20 protein-coding genes and 1 pseudogene are annotated in these 21,464 nt (G+C 64.5%); 8 read left to right on the forward strand and 13 right to left on the reverse strand.

The window, feature by feature from the left end; genetic code table 11:
• Window positions 1-2: 2 nt before the first annotated feature.
• Together AABD04_RS19895 and AABD04_RS19900 are read right to left on the reverse strand one after the other, a co-directional pair.
• Complete coding sequence (locus tag AABD04_RS19895; protein WP_341442256.1) at window positions 3-1,016, reverse strand: NADP-dependent oxidoreductase; 1,014 nt, start codon at window positions 1,014-1,016, stop codon at window positions 3-5.
• Entirely contained in the window at window positions 1,013-2,737 is a 1,725-nt protein-coding gene (locus tag AABD04_RS19900; RefSeq protein WP_341442257.1) for a PEP-utilizing enzyme, read from the reverse strand. Before AABD04_RS19900 ends, AABD04_RS19895 begins: the two co-directional genes overlap by 4 nt.
• A gap of 159 nt (window positions 2,738-2,896) precedes the next feature.
• Here AABD04_RS19900 and AABD04_RS19905 point away from each other — a divergent pair, with 159 nt between their 5' ends.
• The 3 genes from AABD04_RS19905 to AABD04_RS19915 are packed head-to-tail and all read left to right on the forward strand — an operon-like array spanning window position 2,897 to window position 5,344.
• The gene (locus AABD04_RS19905) at window positions 2,897-3,673 is read left to right on the forward strand and encodes an SDR family NAD(P)-dependent oxidoreductase (protein ID WP_341442258.1); all 777 of its coding nucleotides are present in this window, start codon (window positions 2,897-2,899) and stop codon (window positions 3,671-3,673) included.
• 40 nt (window positions 3,674-3,713) lie between these two features.
• Window positions 3,714-4,553, forward strand: a complete 840-nt coding sequence (locus AABD04_RS19910; RefSeq protein ID WP_341442260.1) for a mycofactocin-coupled SDR family oxidoreductase — start codon at window positions 3,714-3,716, stop codon at window positions 4,551-4,553.
• Window positions 4,550-5,344: a maleylpyruvate isomerase family mycothiol-dependent enzyme gene (locus tag AABD04_RS19915; protein WP_341442261.1), complete on the forward strand. Its 795-nt coding sequence runs from the start codon at window positions 4,550-4,552 to the stop codon at window positions 5,342-5,344. The genes AABD04_RS19910 and AABD04_RS19915 overlap by 4 nt, the downstream gene beginning before the upstream one ends.
• Window positions 5,345-5,350: 6 nt before the next feature.
• On the opposite strand, the gene AABD04_RS19920 is transcribed toward AABD04_RS19915, so the two are convergent.
• The 5 genes from AABD04_RS19920 to AABD04_RS19940 form a co-directional block, all read right to left on the reverse strand.
• A complete protein-coding gene (locus AABD04_RS19920; RefSeq protein WP_341442262.1) occupies window positions 5,351-6,130 on the reverse strand; it encodes a ThuA domain-containing protein in 780 nt (259 codons plus the stop codon).
• A gap of 36 nt (window positions 6,131-6,166) precedes the next feature.
• The gene (gene lpdA / locus AABD04_RS19925; protein ID WP_341442263.1) at window positions 6,167-7,567 is read right to left on the reverse strand and encodes a dihydrolipoyl dehydrogenase; all 1,401 of its coding nucleotides are present in this window, start codon (window positions 7,565-7,567) and stop codon (window positions 6,167-6,169) included.
• Between the two features lie 8 nt (window positions 7,568-7,575).
• A complete protein-coding gene (locus AABD04_RS19930) occupies window positions 7,576-8,337 on the reverse strand; it encodes an SDR family NAD(P)-dependent oxidoreductase (protein ID WP_032369204.1) in 762 nt (253 codons plus the stop codon).
• 35 nt (window positions 8,338-8,372) lie between these two features.
• A complete protein-coding gene (locus AABD04_RS19935; RefSeq protein WP_341442264.1) occupies window positions 8,373-9,080 on the reverse strand; it encodes a histidine phosphatase family protein in 708 nt (235 codons plus the stop codon).
• Between the two features lie 108 nt (window positions 9,081-9,188).
• Window positions 9,189-9,830 carry a TetR/AcrR family transcriptional regulator gene (locus AABD04_RS19940; protein WP_341442265.1) on the reverse strand — a complete coding sequence of 214 codons (642 nt, stop codon included), beginning with the start codon at window positions 9,828-9,830 and terminating at the stop codon, window positions 9,189-9,191.
• A gap of 68 nt (window positions 9,831-9,898) precedes the next feature.
• On the opposite strand from AABD04_RS19940, the gene AABD04_RS19945 reads away from it, so the two are divergent.
• The 4 genes from AABD04_RS19945 to AABD04_RS19960 all read left to right on the forward strand — a co-directional run bounded on the left by AABD04_RS19945 (window position 9,899) and on the right by AABD04_RS19960 (window position 13,280).
• Window positions 9,899-10,672: a TetR/AcrR family transcriptional regulator gene (locus tag AABD04_RS19945; protein ID WP_341442266.1), complete on the forward strand. Its 774-nt coding sequence runs from the start codon at window positions 9,899-9,901 to the stop codon at window positions 10,670-10,672.
• A gap of 51 nt (window positions 10,673-10,723) precedes the next feature.
• Complete coding sequence (locus AABD04_RS19950) at window positions 10,724-11,482, forward strand: ThuA domain-containing protein (protein WP_341442267.1); 759 nt, start codon at window positions 10,724-10,726, stop codon at window positions 11,480-11,482.
• 113 nt (window positions 11,483-11,595) lie between these two features.
• Window positions 11,596-11,901 (forward strand): hypothetical protein, encoded by a 306-nt coding sequence (locus AABD04_RS19955; protein WP_094630315.1) that lies wholly within the window; start codon window positions 11,596-11,598, stop codon window positions 11,899-11,901.
• Complete coding sequence (locus AABD04_RS19960; RefSeq protein ID WP_341442268.1) at window positions 11,898-13,280, forward strand: aromatic ring-hydroxylating oxygenase subunit alpha; 1,383 nt, start codon at window positions 11,898-11,900, stop codon at window positions 13,278-13,280. Before AABD04_RS19955 ends, AABD04_RS19960 begins: the two co-directional genes overlap by 4 nt.
• A gap of 298 nt (window positions 13,281-13,578) precedes the next feature.
• On the opposite strand, the gene AABD04_RS19965 is transcribed toward AABD04_RS19960, so the two are convergent.
• The 3 genes and pseudogenes from AABD04_RS19965 to AABD04_RS19975 all read right to left on the reverse strand — a co-directional run bounded on the left by AABD04_RS19965 (window position 13,579) and on the right by AABD04_RS19975 (window position 17,033).
• Entirely contained in the window at window positions 13,579-13,773 is a 195-nt protein-coding gene (locus AABD04_RS19965; RefSeq protein WP_341442269.1) for a hypothetical protein, read from the reverse strand.
• Between the two features lie 682 nt (window positions 13,774-14,455).
• Window positions 14,456-15,781 (reverse strand): annotated as a pseudogene (locus AABD04_RS19970) (ISL3-like element ISPfr2 family transposase).
• A gap of 940 nt (window positions 15,782-16,721) precedes the next feature.
• Window positions 16,722-17,033 (reverse strand): putative quinol monooxygenase, encoded by a 312-nt coding sequence (locus AABD04_RS19975; RefSeq protein ID WP_314142768.1) that lies wholly within the window; start codon window positions 17,031-17,033, stop codon window positions 16,722-16,724.
• A 107-nt stretch (window positions 17,034-17,140) separates the two neighbouring features.
• Here AABD04_RS19975 and AABD04_RS19980 point away from each other — a divergent pair, with 107 nt between their 5' ends.
• A complete protein-coding gene (locus AABD04_RS19980; RefSeq protein ID WP_341442270.1) occupies window positions 17,141-18,082 on the forward strand; it encodes a GlxA family transcriptional regulator in 942 nt (313 codons plus the stop codon).
• Window positions 18,083-18,545: 463 nt separating this feature from the next.
• Here AABD04_RS19980 and AABD04_RS19985 read toward each other — a convergent pair whose 3' ends face one another.
• From AABD04_RS19985 to AABD04_RS19995, 3 genes are all read right to left on the reverse strand, one after another.
• Window positions 18,546-19,994, reverse strand: coding sequence for an aldehyde dehydrogenase family protein (locus AABD04_RS19985; RefSeq protein WP_243608729.1), 1,449 nt, complete (start codon window positions 19,992-19,994; stop codon window positions 18,546-18,548).
• 85 nt (window positions 19,995-20,079) lie between these two features.
• Complete coding sequence (locus AABD04_RS19990; protein ID WP_008719926.1) at window positions 20,080-20,946, reverse strand: alpha/beta fold hydrolase; 867 nt, start codon at window positions 20,944-20,946, stop codon at window positions 20,080-20,082.
• 37 nt (window positions 20,947-20,983) lie between these two features.
• Entirely contained in the window at window positions 20,984-21,397 is a 414-nt protein-coding gene (locus AABD04_RS19995) for a hypothetical protein (protein WP_042940221.1), read from the reverse strand.
• Between the last annotated feature and the right edge of the window lie 67 nt (window positions 21,398-21,464).

The raw sequence follows: 21,464 nt of genomic DNA on the forward strand, positions 1-21,464 counted from the left end.
CGTCAGGACAATCGGACCAGCATCTTGCCGACGTTCCCGCCGCCGAGCATGGACAGGAACGCGTCGACCGCGTTGTCGAGCCCGTCGTGGATGGTGGACTCGGCGATCAACCGTCCGGATGCCAGCCACTCCGCGACCTGATCCTCGAACTCGGGCCGTAGGTCCTCGTGGTCGCGGACGATGAAGCCCTGCAGAGTAATTCGTTTCAGGATGGCGTTCATCAGGTGATCCATGGGCGGGCTGTCCGGACCCCCGTTGGATATCATGCCGCACAGCGCCACCCGACCACGCTGATTCATGGATGCCAATGCCGCTACCAGGTGGTCGCCACCGACGTTGTCGAAGTAGAGGTCGATGCCGTCCGGTGCGAATGCGCGCAGCGCATCACCTATCGGCCGCTCCCGGTAGTCGATGCCGTCGTCGAAACCGAATCGCTCCGTGAGCAGCGCCGCCTTGTCCGGCCCGCCGGCGCTACCGAGGACCCTCGACGCACCGAGCAGTTTCGCGAACTGGCCCGCTGCACTGCCGACCGCCCCGGCTGCTGCGGAGACGAACACAGTGTCACCGGTGCGCAATCCAACCGCACGCACCAGTCCGACGTAGGCGGTGAAGCCCGTCTGGCCGAGTACCCCGAGCCAGTGGTGCAGGTCGATCCCCCGCGGCTCGATCACGGTGGCCGCAGCGATGTCGACCACCGCGTGCTCGCGCCAGCCCAGACGATGCCTCACATAGGACCCCGCGGGCACGTCTTCGGTACCGTCGACCACCACACCGAGTGCGGACCCGTCGAGCGGCGCGTCCACCTGAAAGTTCGTGGTGTAGTGCATCTCCGACGTCGCCAACCGTCCCCGCATCGATGGGTCGACACTCATGAACAGGTTGCGCACGAGTACCTGATCGGCGGTGCGTTCGGCGAGGGGGAGGTCACGGATCTCGAAATTCTGCGGTCCGGGGTCACCACTCGGACGCTCCGACAGGAAGACGGCCCGTGTGCTGGTCACGACCCCGGTGGTCACGGCAGTTCCAGGATCGTGACCGTGCCTTTGGATCCGTCGATCTCGACGAGCGTCCCGTTGGGTATGCGACGGGTAGCGGCCTGAACACCGGCTGCGCAGGCGATTCCGAGTTCGCGACTGACGATCATCGCGTGCGACCCCATGGCACCGACGTCGGTGATCGCACCGCCGGAGACCATGAACAACGGTGTCCAGGACGGATCGGTCTGCGGTGCAACGAGAATGTCGCCGACCTCGAACGTGGCCAGTTCGGCCATCGACGTGATCACGCGTGTGCGGCCCTGCGTGATGCCAGGCGAGGCTCCGGAGCCCTGGAGGACGTCGCCGACCTTCACAGGGGCAACGACCGACTGACCGGTGCGGCCCAGTGTCGACAGGGCCGGGATCGGTTCACGGGTGTCGAGGAAGGTGGGCAGCTCCAGGCCGAACAACTCCCGCCAGTCGCGGTGTCGCTGCGCCAGAGCAGATCTCATCGATTCGGGGGCGCTTGCCAGCGCGTCGAGTTCGTCGTCGACCGCCATGAACACGTGGTCGGCCGAGTCGAGGTGACCGTCGGCGTGGAGCCGGCGACCGAGTTCCACGAGCGGCACGCGGGCCTCGTGCAGCACCTTGATGCAGTTGGTCTTGGCGCGCTCACGCCATGCAGCGAACCGGCGAGCCGACGCCAGCGCCGCCGCGAGCGTCGCCTGTCCCTCCTCGTCGTCTCCGACGATTTCCTGCGCTCGGGCCCATGCGTCGGCTCCGGTCGACGCGTGATCGGACAGCTTTACGTCCGGCGCAGCCGAGTCGTCCTGCAGCCGCAACCGGTCGATGAGGGCAAGGACGAGCTCGGGCCGGGTCTCCCACGAGACGGACCCGAGGTCCCATTCGTTGGGCCCGCGGTATCCGTAGTCGAGGAGGAACCGGTCGAGGGTTGCGTCGAACTTCGGGTCGATTCCGGCAATGCGTTCGCCGACACCCGCAACTCCGGAATCGAAGGCTGCCATCAGCTTTTCGTCCGCGCGGACCAACCGGCCGAGCTCCCACAACGCATACGACGGCATAGCCGAGTCCACGTCGCCGGCCGCACCGACCAGAGTGACGATGAGGTCTTGGTTCTCCGCGCCCAGCAGCTGGCCCAGTACTGCGGGACCCACCGCGGCGCAGTTGGTGGCGATCACTTCCCCGCGCCACGCGACGCGCTCGAGCGGCATCACCGACCGGGCTCGCGCGACGAGCGCCGCTGGGGTCAGTACGGACAGGTCGGGTCGTTCGGCCCGCAAGCGGTCGGCGAGAGTCCGGTCTTCTTCGAGTTCCGGGAATGTCTCGGTCGACAGCGCCCACGCGTTGCGGGCCTCCAGCCGGCGGCCGGCTTCGGCGTTCTCGTCGTCGGGATGGCCGACGTACGCCGGAATGTTCGGGTCTCCGCCGTAGAAGAGCTGATCGACGAGTTCCACCGGGAGACCGCCGCGGATACCGACGAGGCGAGACATCGAGAGGTTGATGTAGAGGTGCCCGTAGAAGATGCCGGACGAGGCTGCCACGTCGGGTTTTTCCGCGAGCGAATAGCTACCGAGGCTGGCATACCCGAAGTTCCACCCGGGCAAGATGTTCTGAATCCAGCCCAAATCTGCACCGAGGGGGGTGATCGGGTCCGACAGCACGTCGCTCGCGTTGAGCCGCGTGTACACGGGCAGACGGGGGCTCGGGTCGGTGTCGACCAACCAACGCTGATCGGCCATTTCAGTTCTCGTCTCAGACATCGGCGATTGCACCTCGTGGGTAGTTTTTTGATTCAGACTGCAGAAATACTGTGACGTAAGCCACTCTACATGCAAGACTGTAGACGATGACAAGTTACTTGTCCGTGGTCCTGAGCGAATCGGTATGGGAGAAGATCAATGAAACTGCAAGACAAGGTCGTTGCCGTCACGGGTGGAACCCAGGGAATCGGACGGGGTATTGCCGAAGCAGCGCTCGCCGAGGGAGCAAAGGTGTCCCTCAACGGGCGTTCGAAGGACAAAGGCGAGAAAGCTCTAGCCCAGTTCGGGGTCGGTGATCGCGCTGCCTTCTTCCCCGGAGACGTCACCGTGCAGTCCGATGTGGAGGACTTCATCGAGCAAACGGTCGCCACGTTCGGACGCATCGACGTTCTGGTCAACAACGCCGGCGGGGCCAAGGACCTCCAACCCACGGCCAACCTCAGCGACGAGGAATGGACTCTGGTGATGAACTGGAATCTGAACTCGAACTTCTGGGCCACCCGCCGAGCCCTCCAACACATGCTGCCCAACAAGTCCGGCCGAATAATCAACATTTCGTCGGTCGAGGGCAAGCACGGCAAGCCGGTGTTCACCGCCTATGTGGCCGCGAAGCACGCTATTAACGGCATGACCAAGTCCATCGCCCGTGAAGTCGGTACCGAAGGCATCACCGTCAACTCCATCTGCCCCGGACTGGTGATCACCGACATCATCAAGAACAACGGCCCCGCCACCGCCAAGGCCATGGGTATGTCTTTCGAGGAGATGGTCGCGCTGTTCGCCGAAGAGTCGGCGCTCAAGCGCCCCAACACGATCGAAGAAGTTGCAGCGATGGCGATGCTCCTCGCATCCGACGCCGGAGCCGGCATCACCGGTGCAATCCTCAGCGTCGACGGCGGCACCGCGAACTACTGAGCCACGGCTCCCCGACCGACCACTTCAAGGAGAGAATCTCATGGGCCAATTCGACGGCAAAGTCGCCTTCATCACCGGAGCCGCACGCGGGCAGGGGCGGTCGCACGCAGTACGCCTCGCCGAGGAAGGCGCGGACATCATCGCGGTGGACATCTGCAAACCCATCGACAGCGTCACGCCGTTCTACTCACTCGCCGAACCGTCCGACCTCGACGAAACCGTAAGCCTGATCGAAGGGATGGGCCGTCGCATCGTCGCGCGGCAAGCCGACGTTCGCGACCTCGCCGGTCTGCAAGCAGCTTTCGCCGCCGGAATCGCGGAACTCGGCCGTGTCGACATAGTCCTCGCCAACGCAGGCATCTTCATCAGCCACGATGCGGCCAACGTTCCGGAAGAGTCGTGGCGCGACGTCATCGACATCAACCTCACCGGGGTGTTCTTCACAGCGCAGGTGGCCATCCCCCAGCTCGTCGAACAAGGTGACGGCGGAGTGATCCTGCTGACCAGTTCCACGGCCGGTATGCAGGGTTACGCCAATGCTCCGCACTACACGGCGAGCAAGCACGGCGTGGTCGGGCTGATGAAGAGCCTCGCACAGGAACTGGGTAAGCACGGTATCCGTGTGAATTCCATTCACCCGACCGGCGTCGACACACCGATGATCCAGAACGAACGAACGTGGGGCCTGTTCTCCCCGGGCGATCCCAACCCGAACAGGGAAAAGGCCGCAGAAACGATGAAGGTCTCGAACCTGTTGCCTGTCCCGTGGATCGACCCGCGCGAAGTGAGCAACCTCGTCGCTTGGCTGGTGTCGGATCAAGCGCGCAACGTCACAGCATCCCAGTACTCCATCGACGCCGGGGCGGTGAACAAGTCATGAGCCAGGCAGGACTATCGGCCAGTCGAGTACTTGCCGACCGATACGGGTCCGTGGTCCGCAGCCTCACCGCCGATGAGTGGTTGGCTCCCAGCCGATGCGCGGGTTGGTCGGTGAAAGATCTGGTGGCGCATACCGGTTCGAACTTCGCAGTCATGGTCGATCCGCCGCCCGCCGATCCGTCCGCGCCTGCACCGAGCACCGCCGAAGAACTGCAGAACCAGTTGGTCGACGCGCGCCGGAATTGGTCCAGCTCACAGGTCGCCGACGAGTTCCTCGAGAACATCGACGGCGCGATGGCGGTTCTCGACGCGATGCAGCAGACCGAGACGGCGTCCACCCCGATGACACTGACCGATCTGGGAACCTATCGCACGCATCAGCTTTCGGATGCGTTCGCCTTCGACATGTGGTGTCACATGTACGTCGACTTACTCGGATCCGAGGGACCGGTCACTCGCGAGGTACCCGCCCCGGAAGACGATCTGGTGCGCACCGCCGTCGAGTGGATGTGGACCGGGCTGCCGCAGATGTGCACTCCGGTGAGTGGGGTACTCGACCGCCCGCTGGGGGTGCGACTCACCGGTCCCGGCGGTGGCGAGTGGACCCTGCGGCCGGGTTCGAAGCTGCTCACCGTCGAACCCGGCGCAACGGCCGCCGACACCGTGATCACCTCGGCCGCTACCGATTTCGTACTGTGGGGCACCACCCGCAGCCCGTGGCGCAAACACGTGGCGGTCGACGGCGACTCGGCATACGCCGAAAGGGTTCTCGACACGGTGGACATCATCTGACCGAGCTCAGTGGTGGGCCGTCGTCTCTCCGGTGATGGCCCACGACAGGCACCGTTGGAAGACCGTTCGGAACTCGGGGACTGTCCAACTCCCTCGGTCTACCCGGCCCAGGTCGTCGATTCCGAGGTCCTGGACATCGAACCGGCCCCGGCAGTGCCCCAACGTGAAGTAACAGACCGTCCCGTCGCCGTGGTCCTTCAGGTACAGGACGGGCCGGGGCTCGTCCTCGGTGGTGTGCCCCTCGGCGAATCCCGTCGACTCACCGACGAATCGAGTGTGGGCGAGGACGCGAATCGGTGGATGAAGCTCACTGACGTAGAGCTCGTCGGTGACCTCGAACGGGTCGATCCCGGCGACGAACGGGTGCGCGGGTTCGGTGAACTCCACCGTGTACGGCCCGATCGGCGGGTGCCCCAGGAATTGGCTCCCCAGCACACCGGCGAGGTCACCCAGGGTTCGCGGTGTCACGTACTTGCTCGGCGATCCATCCGGCGTCCGGTCGATCGCGGAGTTCGTGCCGTGCAATGCCAGCCAGCGGCCACCGCGAGAGACGAACGCCTCCAACGCTTTCTGCTGAACGTCGGTCGGCACCCGATTGCACGTGTAGGTGACCAGCAGATCGGCCGAAGCCAGAGCATCGAGGCAGTCGTAGTCCTCGAACACCCTGGTGCGGACCTGCTCGTACTCGCTCAGCGCCGACAGCAGTTGCAGCCTCGCATAATCGAAGTCGTGCCACTGCCCACCGCACACTACGACCGCGTCGAGCCGGCCTGCAGGTCCCGCCATCCAGTCCTCTTTTCAGCGATCGGTCTCTTTCGGTGATCAGCCGTGCGCGTGCAGCGGTTTGCCGGCCAGGGCCAGATGCGCCTCGCCCAATGCCTCCGCCTGAGTAGGGTGCGCGTGCACGTGTTGGGCCACGTCGCCCGCGGTCGCTTCCCAGTTGTAGATGAGCTGCGCTTCCCCGATGAGCTCTCCGACGCGTGCGCCGACAAGATGGATGCCGACCACCGGTCCGTCCGGGCCGGCCTGCACCAGCTTCACGCCGCCTGCCGTGCGGAGGATTCGGCTCTTGCCGTTACCACCGAGGTCGTAGACGACGGTCTCGACCTCTCCGTACTCCGTGGCCGCTTCGCTTTCGGTCAAGCCAACCGACGCGACCTCGGGGTTGGAGTACGTGACTCGCGGAATTCCCCTGTCCGCGAGGGGCATGCAGTCCAGACCGGCCAGTTGCTCGGCCACCATGATTCCCTGTGCGAAACCGCGATGGGCCAGCTGTGGCCCCGCCACGATGTCACCGACGGCGAACACGCCCGGTACAGATGTCTGCAGCCACTCGTCGGTGACCACGAACCCGCGATCGAGATCGACGCCCGCTTCGGCGAAGCCCATGTCCGCGGTGCGTGGACCGCGACCGACGGCCACGAGCATGAGGTCGGCATCGATGGTGGATCCGTCGGCGAGCTCGACGTGCACGCCTCCGGCTGTTTGTGTAGAGACGGCGCTGAAAGACGTGTTCGTCTTCAACACCATCCCGCGTTTGCGGAACGCCCGCTCGATCTGTTTCGACGTCCACGGGTCTTCGGTCGGCAGCAGAGTGGGCGCCGCCTCGACGATCGTCACCTGCGTACCGAGCGACGACCAGACGCTGGCGAACTCGCACCCGATCACTCCGCCGCCGAGGACGACGACACTGTCCGGGAGGGTGTCGAGTTCCAGAGCACGGTCGCTGGTCACGACCGAACCACCGATGTCCAAGCCCGGCAACGACTTCGAATGCGAGCCGGTTGCGAGGATCAGCGCTTCGCCGCGATAGGTGGCGACACCACCGTCGGCGAGTTCGACCTCGACAGTGCGGTCACCGCCGAGACGGCCCCGTCCGGCGACGAGCTCGATGTCGCGGGAAGCGACGAGGCCTTGCAACCCGCGGTACAGGCCGGCGATCACGTCGTCCTTGTAACTGTTCACCGCACTCATGTCGATACCGTCGAGGGTCGCCTTGATCCCGAAGCTCGAGGCCTCCCGGACGGAATCGGCGACCTCGGCCGCATGCAGTAGTGCCTTGGTCGGAATGCATCCGTTGTGCAGACAGGTACCACCGAGTTTGTCGGCCTCGATCAAGATCACCGACATGCCCAGTTGGGCAGCCCGCAACGCGCAGGCGTACCCACCGGACCCGCCGCCGAGGATCACCAGGTCGGCTGTGCCGGTCACATCAGATGACATGACGGGACTCAGAAATCGAAGCGGTTGGTGAAGCCGCCGTCGACCACCATGTTGATTCCGGTGACGTGTCCGGCGGCGGGTGACGCCAAGAAAGTCACGGCGTTCGCGACGTCCTGTGCTGCACCCAGTTTGCCCAGCGACGCCGACTCGAGTGCAGCCTCGTACAGAGCGGGACGACTCGTCTGGATGGTCTCCCAGGCACCACCCTCGAAGAAAATGGGTCCCGGCGACACTGCGTTCACGCGAATACCTTTGGGTCCTAGCGCACGCGCCTGGGCCGACGAGTGCTGCAGTACGGCAGCTTTCAGCGCACCGTAGCTGTTGGCGGTGGTGATCGGACCGGCTTCGAGCGCCGACGTGGTGCTGATGGTGACCACCGACGCCGAGGTGCTGGCTTCGAGATGGGGCGCGGCCGATTCGATGAAATTGACCAGGCTCATGAGGTCGACGTTGAAGCTGTCGACCCACGCCTGCGGGCCCTTGCCGGTGGCAGCGGAGGCGTTGACCACAACGATGTCGATGCCACCGAGCGCCTCGGCCGCATCGTCGACGAACGATTTCACGGCGTCGGCGTCACCCACGTCGACTGCTTTGTGGAAAACCGTTCCGAGCTCGGACAATTCGGCGGACACCTCGTTGAGGTGTTCTTCGCCGCGCGCGCACACACCGACCGATGCGCCTTCGGCGAGCAGCGTGCGGGCTATTGCGAGGCCGATGCCGCGACTGGCACCGCTGACGATGGCGCGCTTGCCTTTGAGATCCAGATCCATCTGATGACTCCTTGATCGGTGTTCAACTGCAGGGCTTAGAGATTCATGGCTCCGACGGATGTCTGAAAGTCGAGTACATGAGAGAAATCGTTGACCGACTGGACCGCTCGGCGCGTGTCGGCACCTCGAACCACGCTGATCGAGGTGTGGTGGACTCGAACCGGCATGTCCAGACCGCTTCCCAGAGCATCGGCAAGGACCGCGTTGATGACACCGCCGTGGCAGGTCACCACCACCCGCTCACCGGGATGGGAGTCGACGATCGCGGAGATCTGACCGAGTACACGGGCGCGGAACTCTGCCCCATCCTCGGCGTAGGGGAACGCGTCGTAGCGACGCGTCCTGATGTGCTCACGAAAGATCGTGGCGATTTCGTCGTGCGGCAGGGCGTCGAAGGGACTGCGGTCGGCAGGGAACTTCTGCCAGGGCTCGTACTCGGTGAGGTCGTCCCGCACCACGGGGACGAGTCCGTGTCGAGCGGCTATCTCGGTTCCGGTACGAAATGCTCTCCGAAGCGGAGAACTGTAGACGGCATCGACCCGAGCCGTGGCCAGCCTCTGCGCCACAGCCCGCACCTGGCGTTCGCCGAGGTCGGACAGCGGCGGATCGACCGTCTCACCGGCGCTGAGTTCTTTGCTCAGCACCTGCTCGCCGTGACGTACCAGGACCAGTTCGCACAATCCGGTCAGCGGCGCGAATGGGTTGTCGAGATCGATGGATCGGGCACGCGACTGACTGAGCATGATGCCAAGTCAACCACAAACTGTCGTTGGCCTAAAGATACTTCCGCAAAATCGCTGTTCGACTGCCAGCCTGGAAGGACTTAGTAGTGTTCGACTCCAGCGATATCGTCACAGACTGCAGATGTCGGCGGCCAGTTCGCGTACCTCCTCGGAAAACCTCCGACGTCCGAGGTTGGCGAGAACGGTGTCCTCGGTCAGCCAGGACGACACGGAGACCTCGAGCAAACTGGACAGCGCAGTCGCGGCGGCGGCTTGCTTCGCTCGCGTCGTGATGCCGCTCCGGGTCCGTAGCTCGGCGGTGAAGACGTTGAGCATCGTCAGACGCACTTCCCGTCGAAGCGACTCGATCGACAGGCTCCATCCCGGCGAGCGCACGAAGTACACGAGCGACGCGGCTCGGTGCTGGTCCGTCCATTCCAGCAATCCCACGATGATGTCACCCAGAGAGGCGTCCGCATCGTTCTCGACCTCGGCACGAAGTTCGTCGAGCAAACCGTCCGCATAGAGCCGCAGCCCGCCGAGCAGAACCTCGTCTTTCGACGGGTAGTGGTAGTAGACGGCGGCAGAAGTCATCTGGGCCTCAGCGGCAATATCGGCAACCGTGACGTCCTCGATGGACCGAACCGAGTACAGGTGCATCGCGGCGTCGACCACGACCTCACGCCGCGACGGACGATGCGCCGCCCTCTTCGCACCCTTGTTCGTCGGAGCCGTCGCGGTCCGCTTCGGTACCACTCCCTTGCCTGCCATGCACTAGATCATGGCACCCACCGCCCGATCGGGTGTCGCGACGTACACCAGCGGGTAAATTAGGGCACGTGCCACGACGACGAAGCAGCGACCACGAAGACGGTCACGCCGATGAGACGCCGACCGGCTGGGATTCATCGCCCGCCGCCGACGACAATCCGGTAGTCGCCGAATCGCCGGGGCCTTCCTACGCAGACAGCGACACGCCCGCCGAGCCCACTGCACCGAAGGGTTCTGCCCACCGGCCGTCGCGCCGGCACCTCATCGTCAAAGCGGCCGTTCGCGTCTTCTCCCGAAAAGGCTTCGCAGAAACGTCGATACAGGAGATCGCCGAGGCTGCGGGCATGGTGCCCACCGCGGTCTACTACCACTTCGCCAGCAAGGAAGAGCTGTTCGAGAGCGCCCTCGGTTATGCGATGGACGCCAGCTCCGCCGCCGCTCAGCAGGCCCGGCCGGACGACGCCGAGGCCGACGCAGACACGTTCAAAAGCGTCATCGACGCCGTGTGGGACTGGACGGCTCAACACCCGAACGCGGCGAGAATGCTGTTCCTACAGATGGCCGGCGGCGCCACACCCGGGACTCGCCTCCTGACGAAGGAGTACGAGGACCGGCACATCCGGCGTGCCTTCGATTACTTCCCGGTTGCGGAGACACCGGCCAACAAGCGGTCCGCGGCAGCGCTACAGGCCGCGCGGTCGTTGCGGGTGCGGACGATGATCGCCACGACCATCGCCATCCAGCCGCTGCGCATCGAGGGTGGGCCGTTGGCCGGCATTTCCGTACCTCGACTGCGGGCGGCGACCACCGAGGTCTGCTCGAAGATGATCGAAGGACGCTGAACTACCACTCTCATCGAGTAACTTGACTGCATCACCAGTTGAATTTCATCGATGGGACACCCGTTCATGCGTATTGCGGCATTCACCGGTGGGCACTCGTTCGATCGCGATGCCTTCGCCGACTTCCTGGACTCGCTGCCCGGCGACGTGTTCTGGCACGAACACCCGGAGGCGGATCTCGGCCCGGACGACCTGGCTCGGTTCGACGTCTCGTTGCACTACGACATGCCTGGCACATTGCCAACACCGTCCGATCCACCGGAGGCCGTACGCGCTGCGGTAGCCGCGGCTCCGACCAGCGGCCACGGGTACGTTGTGCTGCATCACGCCATCGCCTCGTGGGCGAACTGGGACGAGTGGGCGGAGTTCGTGGGCGGCCGATACCTATACCAGCCAGGCGTCGTCCGGGGCGTCGACTGCCCGGACTCCGGCTACCGACACGCAGTTCCGCAGACCATCACCGTTGCCGATCGTTCGCACCCGATCACCCTCGGCATCCCCGACTCGTTCGACCTCGTCGACGAGACCTACCTGTGCCAAGTCTTCGAGGATGACGTCACTCCCCTGTTGCGCACCGACGCGGAGATGACCGACGCCGTGCACTGGTCGACGGCACTGGCCATGGCGGGCCGCCGCGACGAACGCGAGGACTGGACCCACCGGCAAGGTTCGCAGCTGGTCGGGTGGACGAAAACCAATGGGCGAAGTCGGCTCGTGTATCTGCAGCCCGGCGACAAGCCGCCAACCCTTGCCGATCCGGTCTACCGCCAACTCGTGGCGGAGGCACTGCGGTGGACAGCGCGCACGTGACCCGAGTTTTTGGAGTCAGCCTCAAGAAAAGTGTGCTTGCGATCACTGTTCGCTGCTACAGTTAGTGTATTCGACACCAAGTAAGGGCGTTGCCCCGTTCCAAGGAGATTGTGATGCGACAGATCAAGCATCCGATGAGCCACGCTATCTACGAATTCGATGACGACTTCAACGTTCTGGTCACCGACCGCCACGGCAAGACCGGAACGTTCGACCCCGAGGGCCGCTACCTCCACGGCGAAGTCAAAGCGGTCGACCCCGAGCTGGCCCGGTGGGTCGGGCTCGGTCCCCGCGAACCCGTTCCGATCACACAGAACCGGCGGTTCATGGGTGCGGCGAAACTGCTCGAGAAGATGCAGTCCGACAAATTGGCAGAAGAGGCCCGCGCCATCACGCTCGAACAGGGAGGCAAGCTGTGACCAACACCGAAGAACGCCCCGCCGCGGAACCCGGGTTCATCGAGAACGGCGTTGGCTACCAACGACTCCTGGACACCGACACCCATCCCGTACCCGAGATCCTGCGCATCGAATCGCACGAGATGTACGAGGACCAGAACTTCGTCCCGATCTCGCGTTACATCAGCCGCAAGTACCACGAACTCGAGCGGGACCGAGTGTGGTACAAGGTGTGGCAGATGGCGTGCCGCGAGGAGGAGATCCCTGAGCCAGGCGACACCCTGGTCTACGAGATCTGCGAGAAGTCCATTCTTCTCGTGCGCGGCAAGGACATGGGCATCCGGGCCTTCTACAACTCCTGCCTGCACCGCGGACGCACCCTCCGCGAGGAGGACGGCCCGGCGGGCAACGAATTACGTTGCCCCTTCCACGGTTTCGCGTGGAACTTTGATGGATCACTGAAGTCGATGACGTGTGCCTGGGATTTCCCGCAGGTGGACAAAGGCAAGATGGACCTTCCGCAGGTCAAAGTTGACACCTGGGGCGGCTTCGTCTTCATCAACATGGATCCCACGTCCGAGTCGCTGGACAGCTTTCTCGGTGACCTCGGAAAGCATTTCGAGGCATGGCCGTTGGAGGATCGCTACATTCAGGCCCACGTCGCACAGGTGATCCAGGCGAACTGGAAGATCGCGCAGGAAGCGTTCTCCGAGGCGTTCCACGTCATCACCACGCATCCGCAACGCGTCGTCGGCACCGGTGACTCGAACAGCCAGTACGACAGTTGGGGCAACTTCAACCGTGGCATCACCGCCAACGGCGTACCCAGCCCACACATCAACTTCGTACCGTCAGAGCAGGAGATGTTCGACTCCATGGTCGACGCTCGGATCGACGAGGATCCGATGGTGACGCTGCCCGACGGCATGTCCGCCCGAGAGATGTCGGGCATGCTCGCACGTGAAGGACTGCGCGAGATCATCGGAGATGTCAAGGCCGACAACATGTCCGACGCCGAGTCGCTCGACAGTGTGTACTACACCGTGTTCCCGAACTTCCACCCATGGGGTGCGTACCAGCGCATCGTCTACCGGTTCCGCCCGAACGGAGACAACCACGAAACCTCGATCATGGACGTCTACCTGCTCGCGCCGTTCAAGGGCGAACGGCCGAAGCCGGCCAAGACCCAGTGGCTCGAGCCCGAGCAGTCTTGGTTGGAAGCAACAGTTCTCGGTAGCTCGGCGCGTGTGTTCGACCAGGACGCGTACAACATGCCCAAGGTGCACAAGGGCCTCAAGTCCGCGCAGTCGAAGACGTTGCCGTTGGCTCGGTATCAAGAAGTGAAAATTCGTCACATCCACCATTTGTTGGCGAAGTGGATCGGCGAAGAGGCGGACTGAGCGGCAGGTCCGCATTGACACCTGATCGCCACATGTTGGTCCCCACCGCTTACTCCGGGGCACGTGGGATGGGTGTTTGGGGTCCTACCTCGATTGGGTGGATCAGCGAACTGTTCTCCAGCCACCGCTTGGCCATCACCCAGGTGATGGACGCCCGGCGTAGCGGCGCAACACCAGTTCTCGCGCCTGGGTCAGGCGCTACAGATCGGCTCGAAGGCCTCGTATCGCCGCGCGGATCCTCTGCGTCGCCGAAACCCGGACGCTTCACCAAACCCCAACACCGTCTGCTCGGCAAGCGTCATCGAAACCGGACCCAACTCGGTATCGATGCGGTCCGCATCCGGGCGTGCAGTGTGTCGCTCGGATAGCCGAACGACCGCCCGACGATCCGCCAACCGAATCGGACCGTGCCACTGAGGTGCAGCGCCAATGCCTGCGAAAGCACCCCGTGCAGCGGTGCCGCGATACCAGCAGTGACTGTCTGAGCCGCCACGCAGAAGCCCGTCGCCACTCATATGGGACACACTCAACTCCATCGGGTGCTCTGGTTCGGCGCGCGGAGGAAAACAGACCTCGGCTGCGACTCCAACCAACCCGTTTGCCTGTATCCGCGCCCCTCATCGGAATCGGCACCTCCTCGACGGGGTGTGGATTCCGACGAAGGGCGTCGATGCGGCCCGTTCGCTCGATCAGCTCCCCCGATTCGGATATCCAACCCCCATCGGCGTCGGGTATCCGAAACCGAGGAGCCGATCCGAGACGAAACGCAAAACTCCGATCCCGGAGCCAGGATCGGAGTTCGTGGAGCCTCCTAACGGGATTGAACCGTTGACCGCTCGCTTACAAGTATGTTGCGAGACAACCAGATACGTCCGCATGGAACCACCATGGAGCTGCTGACCTGCATCGACCGTCCAAGCGGGACCATCCGAATCCACTCTCGTAGGTACCAACATGTGACACGCTCGTGACACCGAGACCCAACTCCACCCAAATACGGTACTTGTAAACCGACGTTGTACAACACATCCGACACCTCGGCCCACTGGCTCGAACGAACATCAGTATTCTTTGGACCGACAAACACCCGGTCGTTCGCGCAGTCCCGTTGTGGTTGGTTTCGGTCTTGCCTGGCGTGAGGGCGAACGGTTGACTCGCGGCCCCGACGGGAAGGCTCATCCCAATCGGGGGTGTAGGAGTTGGGGTCTGAAGCCGCCGGTCTCGAGCAGGCTTCGGGCGATGTAGTTGGTCAGGTTGCGGAACCCGAGTGCGGAGCCGCGCAGGTGTTCGAGCCGTCCGTTGAGCGCCTCGGTCGGCCCGTTGCTGGTGCCGGGTCGTTCGAAGTAGGCGAGCACGTCGGCGGCTCGCTTCTTCAGGGTCCGGCCCAGGGTGGTGAGCTCGGTGAGCACCTTGGGGACGCCGGCGCTGAGGTCGGTGATCAGCTTCTCCATGAGCTCGCGGCCACGTTGCCGGTCCTCGTGGCGATAGGCGGCGATCATGCGCTGGTAGACACCCCAGGTCGCCTCGACCTCGACGTGAGCGTCATCAACGAACAGCGCGCGTAGCCTGTCGCTCTGCTTGTCGGTGAGCAGGTCCGCGCCGGTGTGCAGCGTGCGCCGCGACTTGTAGAGCGGGTCGTCCCTGAACCCACGGTGCCCGTGGATCGCGAGTTGGACCCGGCGCCGACACCTGTCGAGGGCGTCACCGGCCAGGCGCACGACGTGGAAGGGATCCATCACCGTGACCGCGTCCGGGATCTCCTCCGCAGCGGCGGTCTTGAACCCGGTGAAGCCGTCCATCGCGACCACCTCGACCGCGTCACGGAAGGCGTCGTCGCGGTCGGCGAGCCAGGTCTTGAACGCCGCCTTCGACCGGCCCTCGACCATGTCCAGCAGCCTTGCTGGGCCGGCGCCATCGCGGACCGGGGTGAGGTCGATGATCACGGTGACGTACTTGTCGCCACGCCTGGTGTGGCGCCAGACGTGCTCATCGACGCCAATGACCTTCACGCCCTCGAACCGCGTGGGGTCGTTGATCAGCAGCCGATTGCCTTCGGCCAGGACCGCGTTGTTGGCGGTGTCCCACGCGACCCCGAGTCCCTCGGCGACACGGGCGACGGTGAGGTGTGCGACCACGATCCCTTCCAGCGCCCACCGCAACCCGGTGCGCGAGAGCTTCGCGCGTGGCTCCGCCGCGGCGCTGGTGTCTTGGCGCCACACGTGTCCGCAGTCGGCACAGCGGTAGCGGCGCACTACAACTTCCAGCACGGTCGGTCGCCAGCCCAGTGGCTCGTGGGCCAACCGCCGGATCACGGTGTCACGAGCAGCGCCTTCGCTGCCGCACCGTCGTCACCACTGATCTGGTTCCACCACGCGGCACGCGAGGACCGCACGATCCGGTTCAAGTCGTTGCCCGGTCACGCTCAGACCGAGGCCGTCGAGTCGAGCGAAGGCGGTCAGGTCAGGGCGGCCGAAGCCGGCCGGCGGGGTAGCGTCGGACACGTCGAGGTCTTTCGGATGGATGGCGTAGGAACCTCCATCGTCGGGAGACCTCGACGTCTATCTGCGGACCGACGCGCCCGGCCGACCCACACCCTCATCTGGGAAGAGCCCTGAGAGACGTCTTCGACGACGACGGGACCGGCGAGGAGCAAGGCGCGGTGAGCTAAAGAATGGAGCTTGCTCGGCTTCGACGCCGCCGCGAGCTCCGGTGAAACTCCGGTAAAACGGTCGGTACTGGTCGGTCGTCGTCGGTCACCACCGGATGGCAGCGTCCCCCACGCTCGGCGTTTGTGCAGGTCAGCGGCTCGTTCACCCAGTGGGCGCATCAAGCGATAGACGCAGAGCCGACGTGATTAGGTCGTCGGTTCGGTTCTGGTGGTCGCGCGATGCGCTGGCCTCACGGCTCTGCCCGACACCGACGTCGCTCTCCTCTGCGACGGACCCCTCGCCGGCTGAGCGCTCGCGGCCGGCATCCTGTCCGTGTGCCGATAGGCCTCGCTCCGCTCGGCAACGCAGCGTGGCGTTGTGTCGCGACCTGGACGTGCGAGGTGTCAACGGTGCGTCGGCGCAGCGATCGTTGTGTGCGCAGCGAGATGCTCCATGCCGCACGCGCGGCGCGCACGAACGCAACGCCCCGGAACGCCAACGACCCGTCATCGCTGCGACGCGCAACGCGTCTCCCGTCACGGCAACGGATCGCAACCACGACCCCGCCCACGGCGCCTCGCGGGACGGAGGGCAAGTTGACACAGTTGCGCTGCCATGGAGCCGCGCTGGCTCTCTCGATGACCACCGGTGAAACAGTGCCGCTCCAGGCTTGCGCCTGGTGTTGCCTGGCCTCCTCGTGATCGGCCCGTCGGGGATCGTCAACGTGGTGCGGGTGTCGAGGCGGTCGGGTCCGACGGCTCGGCGGGGCGCGATCGTCTCGTGCGTTGGCGGACTACGGGAGCTTGGACGCGAGGACGTCGGCCGCCAGGATCTCGGGTGCTGCGCCGAGGAGGTGCTGGTTGGCCATCAGGGCTGCGACGATGGCGCCGTTGGCGTGGGCGTCGCGAGCGGCCTCGTCGGGGAATGCATCGAAGATCCAGAAGGTGTCGGCGTGGGTCCTAGCCGCGAACCAGACAGTCGTTCCTACTTCTTCGTTGGCTAGTGCGACAGCGCCGGCGAGCAGATCGGCGAGCGCGTCGTGCTGTCCATCGGCCGCGACGATCTTGGCGACGAAGGCATACGGAAGTGATGCGGGTGTGGACATGAGGGGTTCTCCTTGAAGTCGGGGTTCTTCGTGGGGCGAGTTCAGCTTATGACGAGCGAGGGCCGGTGGGGAGTGGCGTATACGACAGTATTGCTATTGTTCGCGCCATGCGTATCGGACTGATCGCGATCGACGGCTGCTTCGGTTCGGCTGTCGCGTCGGTCATCGACATCGTGCGGGTGGCCGACGGAGCCCGCGGCGATGTCGACCCGCGGATCGACCCGATCGAACTCGCCATCCTCGGACCGAAACGGCGAGTGACCACGACGGCATCGATGACCCTGTCGGTAGACCACCCGCTGTCGGAGTCCGGAGAGTTCGACGTGGTCGTCGTCCCTGCGCTTGGAACCCTCACGGCCGCCGCTACCAACGACGCCCTCCAGAGCCGAGATGCACGTTCGGTCATCGCCTCACTCGGGCGCCTCGACGACGCGACCACCCGGATCGCCGCGGCGTGCACCGGCGTGTTCGCCGTCGCCGAGACTGGACGGATGCATCATCGGCGGGCGACGACCAGCTGGTTCCTGGGGCCGGAGTTCCTGAAGCGCTATCCGACCGTCGCCCTCGATCTCGACACCATGGTCGTGGTCGACGGGAACCTCGTCACCGCCGGCGCCGCGTTCGCCCACATCGACCTCGCGCTCTCACTCGTGCGATCGATCAGCCCCGACCTGGCCCAACATGTCGCCAAGCTCCTCATCATCGACGAGCGTCCGTCGCAGGCGGCCTTCGTCGCCTACGAACATCTCCGGCACGAGGACCCGATCGTCGTCGAGTTCGAACGCTTCGTGCGCGCCCGCCTGGACGAACCGTTCAACGTCGCCTTCGTCGCGCAGTCGCTCGGCACCAGCCGGCGCACCCTCGAACGACGAGTCCGTGCGGCGCTCAACCTCACTCCGCTCGGCTTCGTCCAACGGCTTCGCACCGAACGAGCTCGGCACCTCTCAGCAACCACGGACCTCACCTCCGCCGAGATCGCGCTACGGGTCGGCTACGCGAACGCCGAGACTCTGCGCTCCCTCCTGCGCAGGGAGCGACGCCGTTCCTGACCTATCGCCATGCCTGTAGCCGGTGTCCTAGCGCTCGACTGGAACCACCTCTCAGCACGTCGCGTCGACGCTCCTGCGTCGCCCCTGGACGACCCACTCGACACGCCCGCAGCACAGGCCATGTGACGTGCCCCGGCTTCCCGGACGGTCGGGGTCGGGTGGCTGTGATGTCGCTGCGTTCTCGTCGAGGGGGTCAGCAGACCCGATCAGGGTCGATTGGGATGAGCCGCGAAGGCGCTCAGGTCAAGGCGGCCGAAGCCGGCCGGCGGGGTAGCGTCGGACACGTCGAGGTCTTTCGGATGGATGGCGTAGGAACCTCCATCGTCGGGAGACCTCGACGTCTACCTGCGGACCGACGCGCCCGGCCGACCTACACCGTCATCTGGGAAGAGCCGGGAAAGCCGGCGCACTGTGAATTTGCCGTCGGAACAGGCATTCGGAGTTGGGTGGGTCGTGCCGAATCTCAGGGAATCTCGATACCGGTCAGAACGAGCACCTTCTCCTGCGTCAGGTCCTCCATCGCCGAATGCACCCCTTCTTTGCCCATCCCAGAATCTTTGACTCCGCCGTACGGCATCTGATCGGCGCGGAAGCTCGGCACGTCACCGACGATGACCCCGCCGACGTCCAGGACGCGTGACGCCGTGAACGCCGTCTGCAGGTTCGACGTGAAGATGCCCGCCTGCAATCCGAATCGGGATTCATTGACCTGTTCGAATGCCTCCGCATCCGAGGCGACTTTGCAGAGTACGACAACGGGCCCGAAGACCTCGTGGTCCACAACCTTGGCCCCTGGCGGTGCATCCTCGATGACCGTCGGTTCGACGACTGCGCCCGTGCGTCCGCCGCCGGCCAGAACGGTGGCTCCCCCCTCGACGGCTTCCTCGATCCACTCCTCCACGCGTACGGCTGCGCGGTCGTCGATCAGGGGGCCGACGTCGGTCTCGTCGTCGTCGGGTGAACCGGTCGACAGCGACGCGACGTGAGCCAGAATGCGGCGGCGCATGGCGTCGTAGAGACTGTCGTGGACGAAGACCCGCTGCACCGCGATGCACGACTGACCCGCTTGGTACATCGAGAATCGTGCGATCCTCTCGGCTGCGTACTCCTGTTTTTCCTCGTCGGCCCAGTCTGCGCAGACCACCACCGCGGCGTTACCTCCGAGTTCGAGCGTGACGTGCTTGCGCGGAACGAGTTCTCGGATCGACCAACCCACCGGGACCGATCCGGTGAACGAGACAACCGGTAGCCGAGGGTCCACGACCATGTCCGATGCCTTGTCGTTGGAGACGGTCAGCACTGACCACGCACCCGCCGGAAGCGATGTCTCGGCGAGCATTCCGCCGAGCACCAAACTTGTCAGCGGGGTGGCCGGCGCAGGTTTGACGATGATCGGCGCGCCGACCGCCAGGGCCGGTGCCACCTTGTGGGCCACCAGATTGAGCGGAAAGTTGAACGGTGCAATTCCGAGGATGGGACCGCGTGGGACGCGCTGAATCAGCGCCAAGCGGCCGTCCGATCCAGCGTCGGTGTCGAGTCGCTGAAGATGCCCGCTCCATCGTCGTGCTTCCTCGGCCGCCCACCGAAATGTCGACACCGCGCGAGCGACTTCGACTCGCGCCCACTTGATCGGTTTGCCGGATTCGGCAGAGATGAGCCGAGCGATTTCCTCCCGACGCTCGTGCAGACGCGTCGAGACATGTACGAGCGCATCCGACCGAACGTGGGCCGGCGTTCCCGCGAACTCGTCCGCCACCGCGGCGGACGCCTCGATCGCGGCGTCGACGTGTTCCGACGCCGCTTCGAACACCGTCCCCACGATGCGACCGTCGAACGGATTGCGGATCTCGGTAGCGACACCGCTGATAGTCGCTTCGCCGGCAACCCAGAACGGAAAGTGTGTGACGGACATCGGGATCTCCCTTTCGAGGGCCGAAAAGAATGCTCGCCGGCCCCGTGTCGGAGGCCGGCGAGCATCGAGGGCGTGCAGGGTCAGATCAGACGGAGACCGAGGTGGACGCGGATTTCTGCAGAACCTCGAGCGCCTCGATGAGGTACGTCCGGAACACCGGGTGGTTCTCGCTCATCGGGAAGTGCCCGATGTCCTTCATCTCGATGAACTTCGCATTCTTGATCTGCGCAGCTGTGCGGGCACTGTCCTCAGGGGTGGTGAGGTAGTCGTAGTCGCCGGTCAGCATGACGACCGGGCAACGGTCGCCGTCGATCTGGTCGAGCTTGTCGCGCAGGTCGTGGTCCACGGAGTAGAAGTGCAAGTCGCCCTTGAACGCCTCGGATCCCTGCGTGTAGTAGAACCAGGTCTTCCACCGGTCGGCTTCCGGCGACTGTGGTGCCATGAGATCCCATGTGCCACTTGCGCACACCTGCGCAGCGTTCGCGTGGGGGTGCTGCCACCAGTCGAGGTAGAAGCCCGGTGAGTAGTCGGCTCCCTCGACCGGGATGACTCCGGCGAAGCGTTCCGGATGGCGAAGCGCCAGCTGCAAGGCGATGTTGCCACCGAACGACGAACCCATGAAGATCGGATTCTCCAGTTCGAGTGCATCGACCAGGGCCACGATGAAGTTGGCGTAATGGTCGGCCGAGAGCTTGTACTCCTCTTTCCACCACTCTGTGTTCTCCGGCGGATCGGACTTGCCGTGGCGGGGCAGGTCGTACGCGATCACGCGGTAATTCTGCGTGATGTCCTCGTCTTCGAGCAGTCCACGCCACTGGTGGTTGTGGCACCCGGCGGTGTGCTGGCATACCAACGGTTGGCCGGTGCCGTTCTCTAGGTAGAAGACCTTGTACAGAAGACCGTCGACGTCGACATCGACGTAATGGCCGGTCACAGGTGAAATCTTGCTCATGTTCTGTTCCTTCGGTGAGTCGTGTGTGAGTCGGGGACTAGACCGGAACGCCGACGGCGCGCAGCAGTTCGATCTGGCGGGTAACGCAGCGCAGGTTCTGCATCAGGACGAGGACATCTCCCTCGAGCCTCATGTCGCGCTGGAACGACGCCGCCCAGATGCCGTGAAACATCGGTGCCGGAACGGGAACTCCAAAGCCCTGCCACGTCTCGACGCCGGCGCGGATGGCGAACTGATAGGGCCGGTCGAGCGGGCCTGGGTCGACGGCGATTGCGTGGACTTTGCCGTTCGACATCTCGATGACGAAGGAGTGGGTGTCCATGTCGAGGAGGTACGAGCAAGTGAAGTACGTGCCGTGCGCGGAGATCTCGGCGTCTGCGTCGGATGCTTGGGTGAACGCGTCGGCCCACTGTTCCGGGGTCTGGGTGGTGGTGTCGGTTGCTGTTGTCATGTGACCCATCACACGCTGGACCTGCGGGTTCGTCCAATACCAATCGGTCGCCCGATCGATAGGAAAC

Origin of the sequence: Rhodococcoides navarretei (assembly GCF_038069675.1) — a bacterium.
GTDB classification, from domain to species: domain Bacteria; phylum Actinomycetota; class Actinomycetes; order Mycobacteriales; family Mycobacteriaceae; genus Rhodococcoides; species Rhodococcoides navarretei.

Bases quoted from the DNA above. Each gene is read 5' to 3' on its own strand.
- AABD04_RS19900 (WP_341442257.1), bottom strand. From the start codon at position 2,737: ATGGCCGATCAGCGTTGGTTGGTCGACACCGACCCGAGCCCCCGTCTG.
- AABD04_RS19905 (WP_341442258.1), top strand. From the start codon at position 2,897: ATGAAACTGCAAGACAAGGTCGTTGCCGTCACGGGTGGAACCCAGGGA.
- AABD04_RS19910 (WP_341442260.1), top strand. From the start codon at position 3,714: ATGGGCCAATTCGACGGCAAAGTCGCCTTCATCACCGGAGCCGCACGC.
- AABD04_RS19915 (WP_341442261.1), top strand. From the start codon at position 4,550: ATGAGCCAGGCAGGACTATCGGCCAGTCGAGTACTTGCCGACCGATAC.
- AABD04_RS19920 (WP_341442262.1), bottom strand. From the start codon at position 6,130: ATGGCGGGACCTGCAGGCCGGCTCGACGCGGTCGTAGTGTGCGGTGGG.
- lpdA (WP_341442263.1), bottom strand. From the start codon at position 7,567: ATGTCATCTGATGTGACCGGCACAGCCGACCTGGTGATCCTCGGCGGC.
- AABD04_RS19930 (WP_032369204.1), bottom strand. From the start codon at position 8,337: ATGGATCTGGATCTCAAAGGCAAGCGCGCCATCGTCAGCGGTGCCAGT.
- AABD04_RS19935 (WP_341442264.1), bottom strand. From the start codon at position 9,080: ATGCTCAGTCAGTCGCGTGCCCGATCCATCGATCTCGACAACCCATTC.
- AABD04_RS19940 (WP_341442265.1), bottom strand. From the start codon at position 9,830: ATGGCAGGCAAGGGAGTGGTACCGAAGCGGACCGCGACGGCTCCGACG.
- AABD04_RS19950 (WP_341442267.1), top strand. From the start codon at position 10,724: ATGGGACACCCGTTCATGCGTATTGCGGCATTCACCGGTGGGCACTCG.
- AABD04_RS19955 (WP_094630315.1), top strand. From the start codon at position 11,596: ATGCGACAGATCAAGCATCCGATGAGCCACGCTATCTACGAATTCGAT.
- AABD04_RS19975 (WP_314142768.1), bottom strand. From the start codon at position 17,033: ATGTCCACACCCGCATCACTTCCGTATGCCTTCGTCGCCAAGATCGTC.
- AABD04_RS19980 (WP_341442270.1), top strand. From the start codon at position 17,141: ATGCGTATCGGACTGATCGCGATCGACGGCTGCTTCGGTTCGGCTGTC.
- AABD04_RS19985 (WP_243608729.1), bottom strand. From the start codon at position 19,994: ATGTCCGTCACACACTTTCCGTTCTGGGTTGCCGGCGAAGCGACTATC.
- AABD04_RS19990 (WP_008719926.1), bottom strand. From the start codon at position 20,946: ATGAGCAAGATTTCACCTGTGACCGGCCATTACGTCGATGTCGACGTC.
- AABD04_RS19995 (WP_042940221.1), bottom strand. From the start codon at position 21,397: ATGACAACAGCAACCGACACCACCACCCAGACCCCGGAACAGTGGGCC.